Source organism: Mucilaginibacter gynuensis, assembly GCF_039541195.1.
In the GTDB taxonomy this organism is placed as follows: Bacteria; Bacteroidota; Bacteroidia; order Sphingobacteriales; family Sphingobacteriaceae; genus Mucilaginibacter; species Mucilaginibacter gynuensis.
This window is the reverse complement of the sequence record NZ_BAABFT010000001.1, coordinates 598049-615806: the sequence shown is the minus strand read 5'-3', so window position 1 is coordinate 615806 and position 17758 is coordinate 598049. Positions and strand designations below refer to the sequence as shown.

The 17758-nt window shown below is 43.0% G+C and carries 16 protein-coding genes; 10 read left to right on the top strand and 6 right to left on the bottom strand.

The features are described from left to right. Nucleotides 1-12: 12 nt before the first annotated feature. Nucleotides 13-1332, bottom strand: a complete 1320-nt coding sequence (locus tag ABD894_RS02570; RefSeq protein ID WP_345209415.1) for a serine/threonine protein kinase — start codon at nt 1330-1332, stop codon at nt 13-15. A 314-nt stretch (nt 1333-1646) separates the two neighbouring features. Between ABD894_RS02570 and ABD894_RS02565 the strand changes: the two genes are divergently transcribed. Next, nucleotides 1647-3011 (top strand): S41 family peptidase, encoded by a 1365-nt coding sequence (locus ABD894_RS02565; RefSeq protein WP_345209414.1) that lies wholly within the window; start codon nt 1647-1649, stop codon nt 3009-3011. A gap of 91 nt (nt 3012-3102) precedes the next feature. Here ABD894_RS02565 and ABD894_RS02560 read toward each other — a convergent pair whose 3' ends face one another. The 3 genes from ABD894_RS02560 to ABD894_RS02550 form a co-directional block, all read right to left on the bottom strand. Beyond that, nucleotides 3103-3927 (bottom strand): ion transporter, encoded by an 825-nt coding sequence (locus ABD894_RS02560; protein ID WP_345209413.1) that lies wholly within the window; start codon nt 3925-3927, stop codon nt 3103-3105. Nucleotides 3928-4025: 98 nt separating this feature from the next. Continuing rightward, on the bottom strand, nt 4026-5510 hold the full coding sequence (locus tag ABD894_RS02555; RefSeq protein WP_345209412.1) for an MBOAT family O-acyltransferase: 1485 nt from the start codon (nt 5508-5510) through the stop codon (nt 4026-4028). A gap of 31 nt (nt 5511-5541) precedes the next feature. After that, a complete protein-coding gene (locus ABD894_RS02550; protein WP_345209411.1) occupies nt 5542-6576 on the bottom strand; it encodes a hypothetical protein in 1035 nt (344 codons plus the stop codon). Between the two features lie 435 nt (nt 6577-7011). Between ABD894_RS02550 and ABD894_RS02545 the strand changes: the two genes are divergently transcribed. From ABD894_RS02545 to ABD894_RS02510, 8 genes are all read left to right on the top strand, one after another. Further along, a complete protein-coding gene (locus tag ABD894_RS02545) occupies nt 7012-7413 on the top strand; it encodes a hypothetical protein (RefSeq protein ID WP_345209410.1) in 402 nt (133 codons plus the stop codon). A 49-nt stretch (nt 7414-7462) separates the two neighbouring features. Then, a complete protein-coding gene (locus ABD894_RS02540) occupies nt 7463-8056 on the top strand; it encodes a penicillin-binding protein activator LpoB (protein WP_345209409.1) in 594 nt (197 codons plus the stop codon). Nucleotides 8057-8118: 62 nt separating this feature from the next. Next, nucleotides 8119-9543 (top strand): COG3014 family protein, encoded by a 1425-nt coding sequence (locus ABD894_RS02535; protein WP_345209408.1) that lies wholly within the window; start codon nt 8119-8121, stop codon nt 9541-9543. A gap of 469 nt (nt 9544-10012) precedes the next feature. Continuing rightward, nucleotides 10013-10981 (top strand): hypothetical protein, encoded by a 969-nt coding sequence (locus ABD894_RS02530; RefSeq protein ID WP_345209407.1) that lies wholly within the window; start codon nt 10013-10015, stop codon nt 10979-10981. A gap of 286 nt (nt 10982-11267) precedes the next feature. Beyond that, the gene (locus tag ABD894_RS02525; RefSeq protein ID WP_345209406.1) at nt 11268-11903 is read left to right on the top strand and encodes a hypothetical protein; all 636 of its coding nucleotides are present in this window, start codon (nt 11268-11270) and stop codon (nt 11901-11903) included. Nucleotides 11904-11982: 79 nt separating this feature from the next. Further along, entirely contained in the window at nt 11983-12951 is a 969-nt protein-coding gene (locus ABD894_RS02520; RefSeq protein ID WP_345209405.1) for a hypothetical protein, read from the top strand. A 23-nt stretch (nt 12952-12974) separates the two neighbouring features. After that, nucleotides 12975-14261 (top strand): S41 family peptidase, encoded by a 1287-nt coding sequence (locus ABD894_RS02515; protein WP_345209404.1) that lies wholly within the window; start codon nt 12975-12977, stop codon nt 14259-14261. A gap of 165 nt (nt 14262-14426) precedes the next feature. Further along, nucleotides 14427-15257, top strand: a complete 831-nt coding sequence (locus tag ABD894_RS02510) for a hypothetical protein (RefSeq protein ID WP_345209403.1) — start codon at nt 14427-14429, stop codon at nt 15255-15257. 46 nt (nt 15258-15303) lie between these two features. On the opposite strand, the gene ABD894_RS02505 is transcribed toward ABD894_RS02510, so the two are convergent. Continuing rightward, nucleotides 15304-15486 (bottom strand): Sec-independent protein translocase subunit TatA/TatB, encoded by a 183-nt coding sequence (locus ABD894_RS02505; RefSeq protein ID WP_345209402.1) that lies wholly within the window; start codon nt 15484-15486, stop codon nt 15304-15306. A 155-nt stretch (nt 15487-15641) separates the two neighbouring features. On the opposite strand from ABD894_RS02505, the gene ABD894_RS02500 reads away from it, so the two are divergent. Then, complete coding sequence (locus tag ABD894_RS02500; protein WP_345209401.1) at nt 15642-16364, top strand: hypothetical protein; 723 nt, start codon at nt 15642-15644, stop codon at nt 16362-16364. 15 nt (nt 16365-16379) lie between these two features. On the opposite strand, the gene ABD894_RS02495 is transcribed toward ABD894_RS02500, so the two are convergent. Further along, on the bottom strand, nt 16380-17528 hold the full coding sequence (locus tag ABD894_RS02495) for a PepSY-associated TM helix domain-containing protein (RefSeq protein WP_345209400.1): 1149 nt from the start codon (nt 17526-17528) through the stop codon (nt 16380-16382). Nucleotides 17529-17758 lie beyond the last annotated feature (230 nt).

Genomic DNA, 17758 nt, shown 5'->3' with positions numbered 1-17758 from the left:
GCAGCAACTGGTTTATTGGTTCGCAGCCGTATCGGGTTGATTCCCCACGGCACTATCCGTATTTGTTTGGGGTTGTAAAATTTCGGGTTGTTTGTTCTCGTTGCCGTTATCCTGAAGCGAATCCTGGCTCATCGGGTTGGCATACTCGTTCACCGGTTCTTCATACTTGGGTTCTACCTTCGGCGTATCCTTCTTCATCTTTACCGAATCCTGTGTGCTGTTATCCTTTAAACGGGCATCCTTTTTCAAAAAGGTAGCATAAATAGAAAAGCCCATGAAAATGATGAGCATAGATATCATGGCGTAAAACACCGGTTTAGATAGCGTTACTTTCGATTCATCCGCAACCGGTTCGGTTATCGCATTTGAGTTTGCCGCAGGTAAAACCACCGGATTAACAGCAGGCGCTTGCCCCGCAGCTACATTAGCCAGGCTGCCACTCACAATAGCATCATGCAACGACATGCCGCTGGAGAACCTGTCTTCCGGGTTCTTTTGCAAACACTTGTAGATGAGGTTCAGCAGCCAAACAGGCACCTGCATTTCCTGCGCCTTCCTTTGTGCCGACCAGCCTTCGGGCAAGTTGGCCTTGCGCAATTGCATGGCATCGGGCACAGGGCTTTCCATGTGGCCCAGCATCACGGCGTTGCGCCCGGCATCATTTTCAGATTGCAGCGGGAAAGGCACCTGCCCGGTAAGCAATTCGTACAATATCACACCGTAACTATATACATCCGTTTGCAGCATCATTTTACCGTCGTGCTGTTCGGGTGCCATAAACTCAATGGCCCCGGCATGGCGTATGCTGCTACGGCGTTGTTCCTCGCTCATAATGGCCAAACCAAAATCGAGCAGTACGTAGTTGCCGGTATGTACGTTATATTTTACGTTGTTGCTTTTTATATCGCCGTGTTTTACACCCACCATGTGGCAGTGCACCAAAGCGCAGGAGAGCTGATCGGCTACCTTGATAAGTTCTTTTAAGGTGAAGATCTTTTCGTGAGGCGGTTGTAACAGTTCACCCAGATCGGGACCGTCGATATATTCCATCTCGATGAACGGGAACGAGCCGCTTTCGGTAATACCCCAGCTTAATATTTTTACTACGTTGGGGTTGGGTTTTTCGTTTACCTTTTGCAGTTTGGTTACTTCGTTCTGAAAATTACGGTAATTTTTATCGTCGAGGCTTTCGGTGTGTACCGGTGTAGGTATAAGCTTAACTGCCGAATATATAGTGCCGGTGCGCCTGCCTTTGTATACCGAGCCTTGTCCGCCCGTGCGCAGTGCACCCAAATTTTCTAATCCTTCCGTTATTGTAAATACTTTACTCATTGCTGCTGTAAGTTACATCTGAAAAGCTTTAATTGTTATGGCTTTTCAAAAATAATATCTAACGGTAATGATAACGATAAAGTAGCTATAATAATTTGGCCGCTTTAAAAATTAAAGAAATAAAGCAGTGATGAGGGTTTGTAATGTTGTTTTTGAGCAGATTGATCCCGGCATCGCGTAACACACATACGTCAAATAAATGGATACTGAAATTAAATTCAATAGTGCCTGTATATCAATTGGTATAACGTTTTATCAAATTTTGATCGTAAAGCATTTTGCAGCTTCGTTTCAACACTTATATTTGCCGTTAAATGAAAAAATTAACCTACCTCATTCCCGCGCTGCTTTTATTGGGCGGCGTAAGCGCTTACGCGCAAACCGTAAACGATGCCGACAGGCACGAAATAGTTGAAAAATTAGGCAATAAGCTTGTTGAAGTATATCCTTTCCCCGAAATAAGCAAGCAGTATAAAGACGCGCTTACCAAAAACGAAGCCGCCGGCAGATACAATAACCTGAGCGAAGACGAACTGGCTTCAAGACTGACCGAAGATTTAAGCAAGGCCCATAAAGACGTTCACCTGCGTATTATGCGCAATGTGGATACTTATAAAAACCTGACCGAACCACGTGAAGGTGGTGGTGGCGGCAGAAATTCTGAAGCCGAATCGCAACGTAAATCAAACTATGGTTTTAAAAGTGTACAGATAGATGGCGCTACCTCAACTGCTTATGTTGATATTCCTGGGCCGTTCTACGGTTCACAAGAAGCGTTTGAAACAGCAGCTGCTGCTATGAACATGTCCGCAAACAGTAAAAATATCATATTGGATATCCGTCATAATCCGGGTGGTACAGGGCAAATGGGTCGCTTTTTGGCATCGTACTTTTATTTTCCGGGTCAGGAGCAGTTTTACCTGAACGGTTTTTATAAAGACCGCAAAATGGATGAGCAGGAGTGGACCTACTCGTATGTACCGGGCAAGCGTTTAACCAATACGTCGGTATATATACTGGTTGGTCCCGGCACAGCTTCGGCATCTGAAGGTTTTGCTTATGCTATGCAGAAATTACGCCGCGCTACCATAGTGGGCGAAACTACAGCGGGCGCTGGTATTGCAGGTACGTTCGTCGCTCTTAAAAATAACCTGGTTGTATTTACACCATTTAAAATGGTGGTTGCCCCTAACAGTAATGTTGGTTGGGAAGGCACAGGCGTTATCCCCGATGTAGTAAGTGGTAAGGAAGATGCGCTGGCCGTTGCCCGCAGGCTTATCTTACAGAATATGGCAAGCAATGGCTCGGACAGCACCCAGAAAGAAGCCGCTCAATGGATATTGGATGATGGCGTTTTTGCTACTAAAAAAGCTACCGATTTGAAAAGTAAATACGGCGAACTGGTAGGTAAATACACCAACAACGTAACCGTAACTTACGCTAAAGGTAACCTTACATGGAACCGCAATGAGCCGCGTAAACCAGCTGAAAGCTTTATAATAAAAGAGCTTAAGCCTGATGTATTGGTAATTACAGGATTAAACAGCAACATTGGCCCTAACAGTTCACGTGCGTACATTAACCGCGACGCGCAAGGTAAATTCATCAGCATTACCCGTAAAACCATGATGAACAATGGCAGTATCTATGTAGGGCCGCAGCCGTTGACAAAGTTGTAGAAGAAGTTTAATAGATATGGAATAGAAACCCCGGTAAGGCTTGATCTTACCGGGGTTTTGTGTTTTTTAGGATCTGATCGTTAATGTATATCTACCTGAATAAAGACGAGCCGCAATACTTGCAGAACAAGGCATCTGCTTCATGGCCTTCACGACCGCAGGATGGACATGCTTCGGGCAGATCTTTTCTTTGACGGGCAGCCATGGCAATATCATGTGTGATGATGCCCGTGGGCACCGCTATAATGGCATAACCAATAAGCATTACTACCGATGCTACAAATTTGCCCATAGGTGTTACCGGCGAAATATCACCATAACCAACGGTAGTAATGGTAACGATGGCCCAATAAACACTTTCGGGAATGTTTGAAAAACCGTTCTCGCGTTTCTCTACCAAATACATTATCGAACCCAGTATAACCGTTAAGGTAAGCACCGTGAGCAGAAACACGCTGATCTTGCGTACGCTGCCTTTCAGCGCCTCTTTTAAAAAGTTTATTTCGGTTAAGAAATGCCCCAGCTTAAAAATCCGGAATACCCGTAATAATCGCAGTGCCCGAAAAACGAGTAACGATTGTGCGCCGATAAAGAATATGCTTAAATAAGAAGGGATGAGGGCGATCAGGTCGATAATACCTAATAAGCTTACTACATAAAGTATTGGTCGTTTTATACTTACTAACCGTAGAATATATTCAATGGTGAAGAGCGCGGTGTAACCCCATTCCAACGTGTGCAATAGTTTACCATAGTGTTGGTGTATGCTTGCCACACTATCCAGCATTACGATAAGTATACTGGTAAATATGGCTATTAGCAAGCCTACGTCAAAAGCTTTGCCCGCGCGGGTGTTTGATTCGTAAATGATTTCGTGCAGCCTGAAACGCCAGTCGTTTGATGGAGGTATTGCCATATAAAGCTTGAAAGGCCGGGCTTTTAGTAAATGCCCGGCCTATGTATAACAATAGCTTTAGCTGTTTGTGTGCGCTGTATTGCCTTCCGGGTTTATTTTTAAAACTGGAAGTAAATAAAAGACTTACTGGTACCCTGGCTTAAAACGATTAATATCAGCATTACCGACCAAACCACGCCTGTGAGCCACCACGGCATTTTGGCTGTTGTTTTTAAAACGCTGCTGTTCCGCATAAACCAATGGAAACCCAGCATCAGGCTTATTACCACGCCCACCTTTATAATGGTTATGGTAGCCAGTAACGGGGGCCCGGCGGCCGGTACACGGCCCGACATAGCACTTAAAATTTGCCATGCCCCGCTAAATGTGCTCGACCTGAAAAATACCCAGGTAATACAAACCAGTAAAAAGGTTAACAACGCGTATAAAAACCCTGCGGAATTTTTACCGCTCAGGCTAATGCCCATGGAGGCGGTGGCAATTACAGGTGCGTTTTCGCCGCCTTCAGGTTGAGAGGATGTGCTTGCCCGGCTATCGTTAATGGCGCGTTCGATCCATAAATACAAACCATGCAAACCTCCCCAGGCTACAAATGTCCAGCTGGCACCGTGCCACAAGCCGCCAACCAGCATGGTGATCATTACGTTGAGGTAGGTTCTGAATTTACCTTCACGGTTACCACCTAACGGGATGTACAGGTAATCGCGCAGCCAAGCCGATAGGGTAATATGCCACCTGCGCCAAAAATCGGAAAAGCCGATAGCCGCGTAGGGGTACCAAAAGTTTTGTGGTAATACAAAGCCCAGGCATAAGGCTACGCCTATGGCAGAGGTAGAGTATCCTGCAAAATCAAAAAAGATCTGCCCGGAAAATGCCAGTACGCCTGTCCAGGCATCTAACGCCCCGAAACCTCCCTGCGAACTAAAAACCGTATCTGCCGCGCCGGATAGCAAGATATCGGCACAAACTACCTTCATAAACAAACCGAGGGTTAGCAACAACAGGCCGTTCATTAATTGTTCTGAAGTAGCTTTTCTGGGTGTTTCAAACTGTGGCACCAACTGCGGCGGGCGTACAATAGGCCCGGCCACTAAATGCGGAAAGAAGGTAACGAATAACGAAAAATCAAGCAGCGATTTCACAGGTTCGCTTTTGCGCTTGTACATATCAATAGTATAGCAAAGCGTAGTGAAGGTATAGAACGATATACCTGCCGGCAATATGATATTCGGTTTGGCCGGGTGATAATCAAAACCTACTAAATTGCTTAACTGTACAAAGTTATCAAGCAAAAAATTACCGTACTTAAAAAAGCAAAGCATGCCCAGGTTGCCAATCAAACTTACTACCAGCAAAACGCGGCGTTTATGTTTGTTGGGTTGGGTGTAAAGCGCCCTTCCCACAAAAAAATCAACTACGGTTGAGAGCCAGAGCAGGAGGATAAAAGGCGGATTCCAGGCGGCATAAAACAGGTAGCTGGCCAGTAACAGGTTTGTCTTTTTTGCTTTCCACGATATGGGCAGATTATGCAGAAGCAGCATAATGGCAAAAAATACAATAAAGGTATAGGAATTAAAAACCATGGTTAGTTTGGTTAAAGATGAATCAGTTTTATTAATTGCTTGCGGTAAACTGCCAGCCTTTTTCTTTTTGCAGAATAGCCACTAAATTGTTAGTATACACAATGGCATCTTTAGGGGTTAAGTGCGACCATTCGGGGCAAATCAGTTTTGCCGTGCCGGGATAATCAGCAAAGTAAATTCCCTGGCAACCAGTAGTTTTCAGCAGTCTGTCCCAATATAATTTACGGGGAAAACCCATGCTTTCGCCCACAAACATGGGGCCGCTTGATGGCGTACGTGTAAATATGACTTCGCCTCCACGTGCCTTTATTTTATCTACATTGCTTTTTGCCGTCTGCATAATCTCATCCAACGGTTTGCCGCTAAGGGGTGGTGTACGGTCTTTCCCCAGCATGGCCCATACACCTTTAACCTGGTTTTGCAGGTTGGTATCGGCCACAAAACTGTCGGTCATTTTATTTTGCCTGTCGAACATGGTAGGGCCAAACTGCCACGGAAAATTAAGCGGCGGAAAAACACCCGGCCTGTCCGGAATATGTAAATGATTTAGTTGGCCATTGAGCGAAAGGTAATCGGAGTTTAAAAAGGCCAGATTACCTTCAACCGGTCTGTTAAGTATAAAGCTTGCCTTTTGGGCCAGCGTTTCGCTCTTGTAATAGTTGATGCCTTCGTTTGGCGATATGGTGAAGAAAGGAGCGGGGTTAAAATAGAGTATTTCTGTTATGTCAACTATCAGCCTGCCTTTAAATTTAGGGTCGTTAGCGAGGTCGTCGAACATTGGCCTTGGGTTTGAGCCGGGCATGGCCAGTTGTATGGCGTGTGTGCCGGTAAGTTTTTCCCAGGTTGGTATATCAAGGTCGTACTTAATGCGCGATGAGCCTACAAAAACGGTAGCCTTATCTGATGGTTCGTACACCATGGCGCGTTTATCGGCCCAAAGTTCGGGGCCATCATCATAATCGGCAGCTACACCTTTTTGGCGTAGGTAAACCTCCCACGATATAAAAAAAATGAGGGTAAGGGAAACAGCCAATACAGCCGATTTCGCAGACGGAAGAATTTGCATAACCTGAAAGTTAAAGATCAAAGTGAAATTGTAGCAACAAGAATTCCGCTAAACGCTTTTCATAGTAATAGCTTTCACACTATTCAGAGGAATTGATAATACGGTATAAGTACATCTAATATAGGTACTTATGTTTTTATATCGGTATTTTTCTCAATATTGTTATGAAAGTGTGGTATTGCCACAGCAGGCGTAAGGTAAATTGTACAGGTAGACTGTGAGTTTATTTTTTGGTTGATTAAACAAAAAAGGGCGATTCAGGGTCAAAATGCCGTTATTGTATGTGTAACGGGGCTATTAATTGTGTTTATAAAGTGGCGCAGTTCATCACTAAGTAAAAATATATTCATATTAACATAAATTAACTTATAGGGGCTTGCTTTATAATATTTGCAACTGCAATTTGCGTAACTTTACTTAATTAAATTAAAAGTGATGAAAAGGAATATCATTATGATGGTTTGCGTACTGTTATGCGGCCTGTATAGTGGCATAGCAAAGGCCCAAACCGCTTTGGTAGCCGATCAAAATCCAAGATATTTGGTAAGCCAGGTGAAATACACCCGCATGGCCGATACCCTTAATAGCTTACACGGCACCACCGTACAAAATACCTACAAGGCTTACGATTGGTACGAAGCCAAGCTGGAACGCCGCCAGCAAAACCGGGAGTGGAGACACCAGGAACGTATGAATGGTTATTATGATTATTCACCGTCATGGGGTTTATATGGCGGCAGCTATTACTCGCCTTTTAGCAGCTGGGGTTACGGCAGCGGCTGGGGACGTGGTGGCTGGGGAGGCCGCACCAGTATTGGCGTTGGTTTTGGCTGGTAACAAATAATGCAGCATTCAATCTAAAACAGTATAATTAATAACAATTCAAATGAAATTTAATAGGATTTTAACGGTTGCTGCTATAGCAGTTTCAGGGATATTTATAGCCTCATGTTCAAGACAGGTAACACGTGTTAGCACCGAGGAAACTATAGATGTAAGCGGCAACTGGAATAACAGCGATTCGAGAATGGCTGCCAACGACCTTACTACACAAATATTAGGCGCCAACTGGATAGATACCCATACCAGCGATCATCAGGGCAAAAAGCCGGTAGTGATTGTAGGTTTTGTACAAAACAAAAGCCACGAGCATATTGAAGCCGAAACTTTCCTGGCTGATATTGAAAGCGCTTTTATCAAATCGCAAAAAGTACGTTTGGTACAAGGCGGTAAAAAACGTGAAGAGTTACGTGCCGAAAAAGCCGATCAGCAAACTAACGCCACCGTATCAAGCATGAAAAAATTCGGCTTGGAAAATGGTGCCGATTATATTTTGCAAGGTTCAATTAACTCAATTGTTGATTCGCACAAAAAGAAAAAAGTGGTTTACTACCAGGTAAATCTTGAGCTTACCAATATTCAAACCAACGAAGTAGTTTGGATAGGTGAGAAAAAAATAGCTAAATACGTAAAAAACTAAGCTGATAATATACATTGCCCCGAACGCGATATTATCTCGTTCGGGGCAATATGCCTTTTATAATGATCAACATACGTACGTATATTTTCCGGGCATCATCTGTTTTCGGGCTGATGCTTTTTTTATTGGGTTGCTCAACCTATAATCAAAGTATTGCGCCTTATTATAAAAGTGTTTCAGCAGGTAACTATCAGCAGGCCGAAAAAGACCTTAGCAATACCGGCGCCTTAAAAAAATCGCGCAATAAGCTGCTTTATCTGATGGAAAAAGGCCGTATAAGTCACCTCAACGCGCAGTACGATACCAGCAACAAGTATTTTAACGAAGCCGATCAACTGCTTGACCAGGGGCTGACCAGTGTGGGTGACGACGCGGTAGGCGTATTGCTTAACCCGGCAGCTCAGAAATATAAAGGCGAGGATTTTGAGAAATTCATGATCCATTATTATAAAGCGCTTAATTACCTGTACCTGAATAAAACGGAAGATGCTATTGTAGAGGCACGCCGCATTACCTTACAGGCACAAGCACAGGGCGATAAGTTTAACAATAAAGACTCCCGTTACTCTAACGACGCATTTTCGCTCACCTTGCAGGGCATGCTTTACGAGCGTAATAACGATATCAATAACGCCTTCATCTCATACCGTAACGCCGCGGAGGTATACCTAAAAAGTCCGGATAAAACTTATTATGGTACCACCATGCCATTAGGCTTGCAGCAAGATGTCATCCGCACAGCTAAATTAAATGGCTTTAATACCGAGGCCGATGAGTTTGAGCGTACCTTCGGGATCAAATACGAACCTGCCAAACCATCGGAAGGCGGCGAGCTTATATTTTTTTGGGAGAACGGACGCGCGCCCATCAAAACACAGGTCGACCTTTTTTTCAGCCTGATCAGGAACAGTAACGGCGACCTCTTCTTTACCGATGCAGGCGGCGGAATACTGATCCCGTTTAATTATGATGGCGACAGGAGCAAGGTGAACACCAAATCGGTAGAAAGCTTGCGGGCCGCATTTCCTAAATACATTGCCCAGGCACCCTATTACACCAGTGCTACACTTACCACCAATAACGAGCAAATAGCTTTTTCTAAAGCCGAAGATATTAACGAACTGGCTTTTAAAACGCTGCAACAGCGCATGCTGAACGAAATGGGTAAGATATTATCGCGCCTGGCGGTTAAAAAAATAGCCGAATACTCTATTCGCGCGGCAGCCAAAAGCAATGGTAAAACCAACGATCTGCTGGAAGGCATTGGTTATGGTATACAACTGTATAGCTTATTATCAGAAAAAGCCGATACCCGCAACTGGCAAAGCTTACCGGCCTCTATCTCTTACGCCCGCATCCCACTGCAAAAGGGGGACAACAAGATCACCATCAGCCTGAAAAATGCCCAGGGTGCAACTGAAACCCAAACCATCAATGTTGAAGGTAACGGCAGGTTGAAGTTTTATAATTACGCTACCTTAAAATAGGTAGTGTAATATTTCGCATTTAGTCATCCTCAATGCCCCGGCATTTATTTGCCAACCCCATTCTATAATTATTCATCTCCAAACCATTTACGTTATCAGGAATAGCCGCCCGGCAACCGGATTTCGTTCGCAGGTATATGATGTTATTTATCATAATGCTGATATACAGTGTTTTAATAAATAAATAACTATTGCTTAATAGTTATTGTGTCGTAATTATTCCTTAAAAAACTTCCGTATAACATAAAATACTGTCCCGTTTTCGGAAAAGATTATCCCGATTTAGTAAATATTATATCGAATCAGTGGCCTATATTTGTTGTGTTTATTTAGACTGATTAAAAATAAAGAAGTCTGAAAACTACACTAAACTTTATATAGCATGAACCAAGTCCGACCAATATGATAAGGTTGCAGGTAAAAGCAATTGTACCGAATTGACAAATTAAATAATCCTCCGAAATTTATTATGAATAAGAAACATTTACTTCTCCTTCTTTTTACGGCAGTTATCGCCATCATTACATCTTGTACAAAAACGGTAGACTTTGAACCGCTCGCCAAAAATACCATGGTGGAGTACAAGGTCTCAAACCTTACCGATACGGTAATTTATGGCGCAATTGATAATCAGCAAAATACCATTACCGTATATGTGCCATTTTATTATAACCTCAGCATTATCGACCCATTGATTAAAGTTGAAGACGGCGCTAAGCTTAAAGACGAGATTTTGCCGGTTGAACTCGGTAGCACCTCCCAAACCTATACCGTAATAGGTGCCGATGGTTCACAGAAGGTTTATAAACTGATTATTGTTGAGCAAAATACGCCTTCACTTGAACTTATTTACAACGATCCATCTAACCTGGTAACTTACCCGTTAGGTACATTGCCAATTATAAGGGGCAATTTATTCAGCCGGAATCCGCAAAACCTCAACGTGTCGCTGGTTGCCAAAAGCTCATCAAAAGTTATCCCCTTAGATAATTCAACCGCTCAAATTTTCTTAAGTACCGATGATGGACTTTACACTATGCAGTACATTAATATACCAGCCGATGCGGATACAGGTTATTTTGATGTTAACGTAAAATTTTTAGGGCACGATGTTAAGCTGGGGCAGCCTGTACACATTATACATCGTCAACCCTATGTTACTACTCCTTCGGTTACAGTAAAACAGGGCGATAATCTTACTTACAATGCCTATCAAAGCTTATTACTCAATTTAAAATCGGTAAAGGCAACACTTGGTGGTAAAGTGTATGATTTCGCTATTGTAAGTTCTAACGCCCTGTCTGTAACCATAAAAGTGCCCGACGATTTCCCTGTTGGCGTTTATACCGCTTTTGCCGACAGGCCACGAATAACATTTGAGTTTGAAGGCTGGGCTCCGCATGTTGGTACACAGGCCATGACGGTTACCGCCAAATAACAAGCATTAAGCCGCTTAGCGTACGTAAGCGATTAATATAATTCACACGAAAAATTTACCTAAAACAAACGCCAATGAAGAAAGGAATAGCAAAAAAATAGAACAACAATAATAAATAACAAAGCGAGTATACCGGTGCAATCTCGCCAATAACCGGTAAAAAGAAAGCCGGATGAGCAATAAAGTAATTCCTATTAGTAGTAGCAATTACAATAAATGTTGCCCAGCCAGCCTTCAGCTAAATAATTAATAAAATAATAAAAAATTAAGTTCAAAAACAAATACCATGAATTCAAATTTCAAAAACATAGCAAAAGCAGGATTAGCAGTTATAGCCTTATCATTTGTACTGGCTTCTTGTAAAAAAGATGCTAACGTAGCTAAATTAAACACCGTTAACGAGCAAGCAGCCGCCACAACCAATGTAACCGGTACTGTTTACGGCCACTATGGTAACCCAACTGTTTTCCCGCCAACAGGCTATGCTACGCTTTACCTTGGTTTAACCGGTACGCCAACTACCGATACCTCTTCAACAGCAGGCTCACGTGTATTAAAATTGGTAAGCTACAATAACTCATTTGCACAAGCTGTTGATACTACCAAATACAAGCTGTATTACTACTACAATACCTCAAAAACATGGTCAACATTAAAAATTACTGACTTTACAACTTCAGGTATTGCAAAAGCAAGCATTGGCCAGGCAACAACCAGCACTTCAAACGATGGTTGGTATACTTATGATGTTGCAAATCCTAATCACCCGATATTGGTAGCCGGATTTTTCATCGGCGTGGTTTCAAAAACAGGTTTATTGCCAAGCTATGCTGTTAAATTCAATTCAGTTTCAGGCGATGGCGGCCCTACTGCTAACCGCGGTATCTATGTTATTCAATACGGTACATTGAACAACTTGTAATCTGCATACCAAATGCTTAATAGCCATCCGGGTAATATCCGGGTGGCTTCTTTCAACATCCGATAAATTACGTTTTTATATGAACAGGAATATTTTACTTTTAATTATAGTCATCATCGCACTTTTTGCATCTTCTTGTAAAAAAGAATATGTAAAAACACCTTATAACACTATTGAAAATTTTACAATTAAGGATGCCAAAGGCGATCCGCTGAAAGCCGTAATTGTAAACAACCGCGTTATTGTATATTGGCCGCCGTTACAAACCGTGCCCGATTCTATAACACCCGAGATAAGCGTATCTGCCAATGCAAGTATATCGCCCGCGTCCGGTAAAAAAATTCCTTTTAACAGCAGTGTTACCTTTACTGTAACAGCACAGGATGGCAGCACGCAACAGTTTACGCTTTCACCGGCTATTAACCAACCACCTTTGGATCTTAACTTTAGTTTAGAGCAATATTTAGGTGGTGCATTGAATATTACCGGCGAATACATAATACCCGATACCAACGTAACTGAACTATATGTTATTAATAAAAAGGACAATAAGGCAACAAGACTTTGGGGTTCATCGTTCAATACCTTTACAAATGCCAGCCTCTCTATTTATCCAACACCATTAACGCTGGATACCGGCAGTTACGATATTAAACTCATTAACGGAACGCAAACTATAACAAAAGGCCCCTTTCAAGTTGGTATCCCTATTTTACGTAGTAATGAATTAGTATTTCTCGATCGCGGCAAATCATTAAAAGCTGGCGACGAGCTAAGTATAAATATATTGGACGGCCCTACATCTAAATATTATACTAATCAAATTGGCTATGCCATACTCGATATTGTTGCCGAAGATTTTTCTGACTCTCAATACCTTGTTTTACCGGTGAGCAGCCAAACGGCTACAAACGTAAAGTTTAAAATACCTGAAGATGTAATTGTTGGCTTTACCAGAACCATCACTTTAATCAGTAAAGATGAAACGCACGGTTCAGAGGCCTGGGGTTCTGTAGAGGCCGGAGATGTTGTTCATTTTGTTAAATAATATAACAGCTATATTTAAGTAAGATGAAATTTGGGCAAGCGAAACAGTGGATCTACCTGCTAAATCTTTGTATACCAATCGGCATTCTTTCCTGTTCAAAAGAGCCTATGGTGAAGGGAGATGCGGATGCCATTGTTTCGCCAACCAGCGGTACCCGGTTTCAGTTTACTTTAGATTCCATTTATTTGTATGCCAAACAAATGTATTTGTGGAACGATGCGCTACCGGATTACACGACGTTTAATCCCCGGATAAAATATGCAGGTATCAATCCACAATTGTTGGCTTACGAAACAGAACTGTTTGATATAACACAACTCAAAATAAACCCGGCCAACAGCCTGCCTTTTGAAAACGCCCTTACCGCCAACGTTGCCAAATACTCATATCTGGCAAATAGAGGCTCCACATTATCCGGACTTGCATTGGCCGTTGCCAATACTAATGAAGTAAGCGGAAACCCGGTTGCGGCAGTGGCCTTACTAAACGCGGGCGATACAAAGGTGGGTTACATAGCTTTATCATCATTTCCCTCGCTGGCTAATGCACAGTCATACATTGACGCTGCTTTTGCACAGATAGCCGCAGCTAATTCTGCCGATATTATCATTGACCTGCGTAGCAACCGCGGCGGTTATATCGAAACTGCCGAATACGTGGCCAATCTGTTAATTCCGCCTGCATTTAACGGTAAGGTGATGTATAACGAGCAATTCAATAGCCAAATGCAGCAGGGTAAGGCTACGATATTACAGCATCAGCCATATTTTGATGCAAACGGAAAACCTGTAAGCTACCAGGGTAGATTGGCCACTATGGCCGATGTTGATTATTCGGAAGTGGGTAATACTTATACCTTCAGTAAAAAAGGCAATCTTAGCAATTTGAAAAATATCTACTTCATCGTTTCCGGGCAAACGGCATCAGCGAGTGAATTGCTGATCAATTGTTTAAGGCCTTACCTCAATGTGAAACTGATTGGCAGTACAACTTACGGCAAGCCTGTTGGATTTATCGGTATCAATATTGATGAGTACACGGTTTTTATGTCGAACTTTTTGATAAAGAACGCCGCCGATAATGCCGGTTATTTTACCGGGATGCAGGTTGATATTCCCGTTGTGCCCGATAACCTGTATGAATTAGGCAACCCCGAGGAAACCTGCCTCAAAGCTACCATCAATTATATCAATACAGGGCAAATACCTGTAGCAGCCAATAGCAACATGAAAAGAACGACTTCGCTAAGGGAGCAAGCTACCACAGTGTTGCCTATGGTTGAGCGCCGTTTTAAGTTGTTGAAGCGATAATCTACAATAATTAACTACCGTTTTCATCTACACATTACAGGCTTTGGTCTACATTTTTTTACAGAGTGCCAATGTTTTATTACATAGCACGCGTAATTGAATATTTGTATGAACAGACCAATTTTTGTCGCGATTTTCCTTTGTATACTATTGGCAAATAATGCGATGAGCCAAAGCGATAAAACCTTACTTCCGCCTGCGGAAACTATCACAATAGATGGTAACCTAAAAGACTGGAGCGATAGTTTGCGGTATTTTAACGAAGAAAAAAAGTGGAACTATACCATAGCCAACGATGCCAAATTTGTTTACCTCGCCATCCGTTTTAACGACCGTACCGAGCAGCAACGGGTTTTAATGGCGGGCCTTACCTGGGGCATTAATGTTAAAGGGAAAAAGAAAGCGGCTTATACACTTACATTTCCATCCCGCGACCCTGAGAGCGGCCCACCTGCGATGCCGGCCGGCGAACAAGCTTCCCAACCGGGCGAGCAACCCAATGAGGATACACGTGAAGAACAACACAAGGCTTACCTCACTAAACTTCAAAAAATTAAAGTGACGGGTTTTAAGGAGATAGATTACGATTACCTCTCCATTCAAAATACTTACGGTTTTAGGGCGGCGCTTGATTATGATGCCGATGGCAATATGGTATACGAAGCTGCTATCCCGGTGAAGTTTTTTGATGCCGCCGATATTGTTAAAGGTGTATGGGCATTTAATATCAAGATCAACGGATTTACGCGACCATCAAATGGTGAAGGTGGCCCCGGTGGTGGCGGAAGAGGTGGCATGCGAGGCGGAGGTATGGGCGGCGGTGGTGGTCGTGGTGGAATGGGAGGTGGCGGAGGCCGTGGCGGCGGTATGGGTGGCGGTGGTGGTCGCCCGGGCCGCGGAGGAGCGGGAGAGGGCGGTGCTATTGACCGTACCGCCTTATCAAAGTCGGAAGATTTTTGGTCGAAGTACCAACTATATCAGCCAAAATCAAATTGATAAAAAACAAATGCCGCTTCATTTTTGAGAGCGGCATTTGTTTTTATTAGATTTTTTCTTCTGTTCTTACAGGTGCCGGGGCAAGTGTTTCAGAAACGCCGTTTTGCGAATCTTTAAACTCTTTTACGCCTTTGCCTAAACCTCTCATTAGTTCAGGTATTTTCTTTCCGCCGAATAACAGTAATACTGCTACAATAATTAAAATGATCTCTGGTGCGCCTAATCCCATGGTGATATGTTGTTAAATGAATAATCGATGCTGTAGTTACGTTTATAAAGCACAAATAGTTTTGTTTTTACTGATATATATGATTTTATTTTTTTGCAGACCAAAGAACAGTCAAATAACTCATGTTTACAGTCTGTAGTTGTTATTTTTGCCGTATGAAGAAAGCGCTTTTTTTGATGACCATGCTGACGATCCTTTTCCCTGCTTTAAGCAAAGCGAGCGCCTATTGGATGGAAGTTATAGGTTCGGGTAAAGTAAACGACGCGGTTACGATAAGGGTTATTTATGGGCATATTGATGAGTACAGCATTCGCCATCGCGATGGAGGCAATGAATTAACCCTTGCCGGTGATTTTAAAATGAGTGTAATTGATGATAAAGGCCAAAAACTTGACGTTCCTATTTCGCGCAAGGCCGATTGCTGGGAAGGTACATTTGTGCCAACGCACAATGGCAGCTACCGCATACTGGGTATAAATGACAGCCACCCCGTGGTAGACAGGTCGAAAACCGGCGGCAAAAATGTACGCCCGATAGATTATCTCTGTGCCGATTTCTTGGTGGGCACAGCCGTACCTGTTTTAAAGCCTGTTCAATTGTTGGATATTTTAACAACTGTGCAAGAGGGGATAGTAACCGTAAAAGCTTTTAATAATAATGCACTTGCTGCAAACGGCACAAAACTGCGTGTGTTTAACCCTGAAAACTGGGAAAAGGAATTGACCGTTAACGAAAAAGGAGAGGCTGTATTTAAAACCACCATGCCGGGCCTATACATCATCAGGCAGGATTGGGAAGAGGCCGGTGCGGGTAATTACAAAGGTATAGCATACTCAAACATCAGGCACAGGTGCAACTACAGCCTGATGGTTAAGTGATAATTCGGATAGCTGTTATTTAGCAGGTACAAGTTTCGGCTTTGCCACCGTTGATCTTCTGCGCGGCGATTTTGTTTTCGACTTCTTTTTTCTGTTCAACCATATCAGCAAGCCTGTTACCGGTAGGCTGGCGGTGAATAAACACACAATAAGATAAAGCAATTTAGTAAGCCAGCCCAGTAAACTTCCGGTATGGATAGGTAATATCATTCTGCGGATCTTGGTGCCGTTGGATAGTTTGGCATAAGGTAATTTGCTTATGAATTTGCCCGTATGGCTGTCAAAGCTTGCGGCGTCAACCTGTCTGTTCACGCTTTCTTCCAACTCTTTTTGTACAGTAACTGCCAAAGCGGGTTTTGCCGGTAAGTTAAAGGCGACAGTGCCTGTATAAGTGTAAATTTGGTTGGTTTGGTCGAGCATTCCCTGGTAAATGCCTGGCTTGGCTACCTTTAATTTTTCAAGGTTTTTAACCTTGGCTTCTTTGGTTTGCTTACCATCGGCAAGGGTATAGATCAAATCTTCGGCCCACTGATAACTCCACACGAAACCGGTGAGGGTGATCAATAATAAAAACAAAGAAATATAGAAACCCGATACAGAATGCAGATCCCAGGTTAAACGTTTACCTGATGCATCCCATTTAATTTTAAAGCGTTGTTTGATGGCTTTTTTATTGGCGGGCCACCAGATAATAATACCGCTGATCACCAAAAACAAACAGATAGAACAAGAAATACCGGTGATCACTTTGCCGGTTTCTTCCATCAGTAAATAACGATGCAGGTTACGCACCTGCTGAAAAAACTCTTTCTCGTACGGGCCTTTGTATAATATAGCACCGGTGTAAGGGTTGATATAGGCTATTTTAAGCCCTTTGCCTCTCGCACCAATGCGGGCAGTAACGCTGCGGTCGGCGGTTTCGGGTATAATGAGCCTTGCTGCTTTCTTGCCCGGAAAGGCAGTGTTGGCTATCTGTACCAGGCTATCAACAGGTAAACGTGTGCCGCTTACTTCAACCACCCGCGATTTTTTAAAGAAGATAGGGTCGAGCTCTTCTTCAAAAGTTAACAAAGCGCCGGTTAGCGCTACCACAATAAGGATGATACCCGATATCAATCCAAGCCATAAATGCAGCCAACCGGTAATCTTTTTAAATGCTTTCATTTGGTAATGAATTAAAAATGGGGCATTGCGTTGATATCATTAAGTTAAGCTTTTGATATAATTTTACTCATCCGGTCTTTGCTTCGCTTGACCACCTTCTCTGCGCAAGCGCAAAGAAGGTGGTCTTTTTCACCCTCTTTGCGAAGCAGAGAGGGTCGACCAGCGTAGCGTAGTCGGGGTGAGTTGATTAAACACTTAACTTAATGATACCGGCATTGCGCCCCATTTAT

Coding starts and splice junctions, on each gene's coding strand:
- ABD894_RS02515 (WP_345209404.1), top strand. CDS start 12,975: ATGAAATTTGGGCAAGCGAAACAGTGGATCTACCTGCTAAATCTTTGT.
- ABD894_RS02505 (WP_345209402.1), bottom strand. CDS start 15,486: ATGGGATTAGGCGCACCAGAGATCATTTTAATTATTGTAGCAGTATTA.
- ABD894_RS02500 (WP_345209401.1), top strand. CDS start 15,642: ATGAAGAAAGCGCTTTTTTTGATGACCATGCTGACGATCCTTTTCCCT.
- ABD894_RS02530 (WP_345209407.1), top strand. CDS start 10,013: ATGAATAAGAAACATTTACTTCTCCTTCTTTTTACGGCAGTTATCGCC.
- ABD894_RS02540 (WP_345209409.1), top strand. CDS start 7,463: ATGAAATTTAATAGGATTTTAACGGTTGCTGCTATAGCAGTTTCAGGG.
- ABD894_RS02545 (WP_345209410.1), top strand. CDS start 7,012: ATGAAAAGGAATATCATTATGATGGTTTGCGTACTGTTATGCGGCCTG.
- ABD894_RS02510 (WP_345209403.1), top strand. CDS start 14,427: ATGAGCCAAAGCGATAAAACCTTACTTCCGCCTGCGGAAACTATCACA.
- ABD894_RS02495 (WP_345209400.1), bottom strand. CDS start 17,528: ATGAAAGCATTTAAAAAGATTACCGGTTGGCTGCATTTATGGCTTGGA.
- ABD894_RS02560 (WP_345209413.1), bottom strand. CDS start 3,927: ATGGCAATACCTCCATCAAACGACTGGCGTTTCAGGCTGCACGAAATC.
- ABD894_RS02525 (WP_345209406.1), top strand. CDS start 11,268: ATGAATTCAAATTTCAAAAACATAGCAAAAGCAGGATTAGCAGTTATA.
- ABD894_RS02535 (WP_345209408.1), top strand. CDS start 8,119: ATGATCAACATACGTACGTATATTTTCCGGGCATCATCTGTTTTCGGG.
- ABD894_RS02570 (WP_345209415.1), bottom strand. CDS start 1,332: ATGAGTAAAGTATTTACAATAACGGAAGGATTAGAAAATTTGGGTGCA.
- ABD894_RS02555 (WP_345209412.1), bottom strand. CDS start 5,510: ATGGTTTTTAATTCCTATACCTTTATTGTATTTTTTGCCATTATGCTG.
- ABD894_RS02520 (WP_345209405.1), top strand. CDS start 11,983: ATGAACAGGAATATTTTACTTTTAATTATAGTCATCATCGCACTTTTT.
- ABD894_RS02550 (WP_345209411.1), bottom strand. CDS start 6,576: ATGCAAATTCTTCCGTCTGCGAAATCGGCTGTATTGGCTGTTTCCCTT.
- ABD894_RS02565 (WP_345209414.1), top strand. CDS start 1,647: ATGAAAAAATTAACCTACCTCATTCCCGCGCTGCTTTTATTGGGCGGC.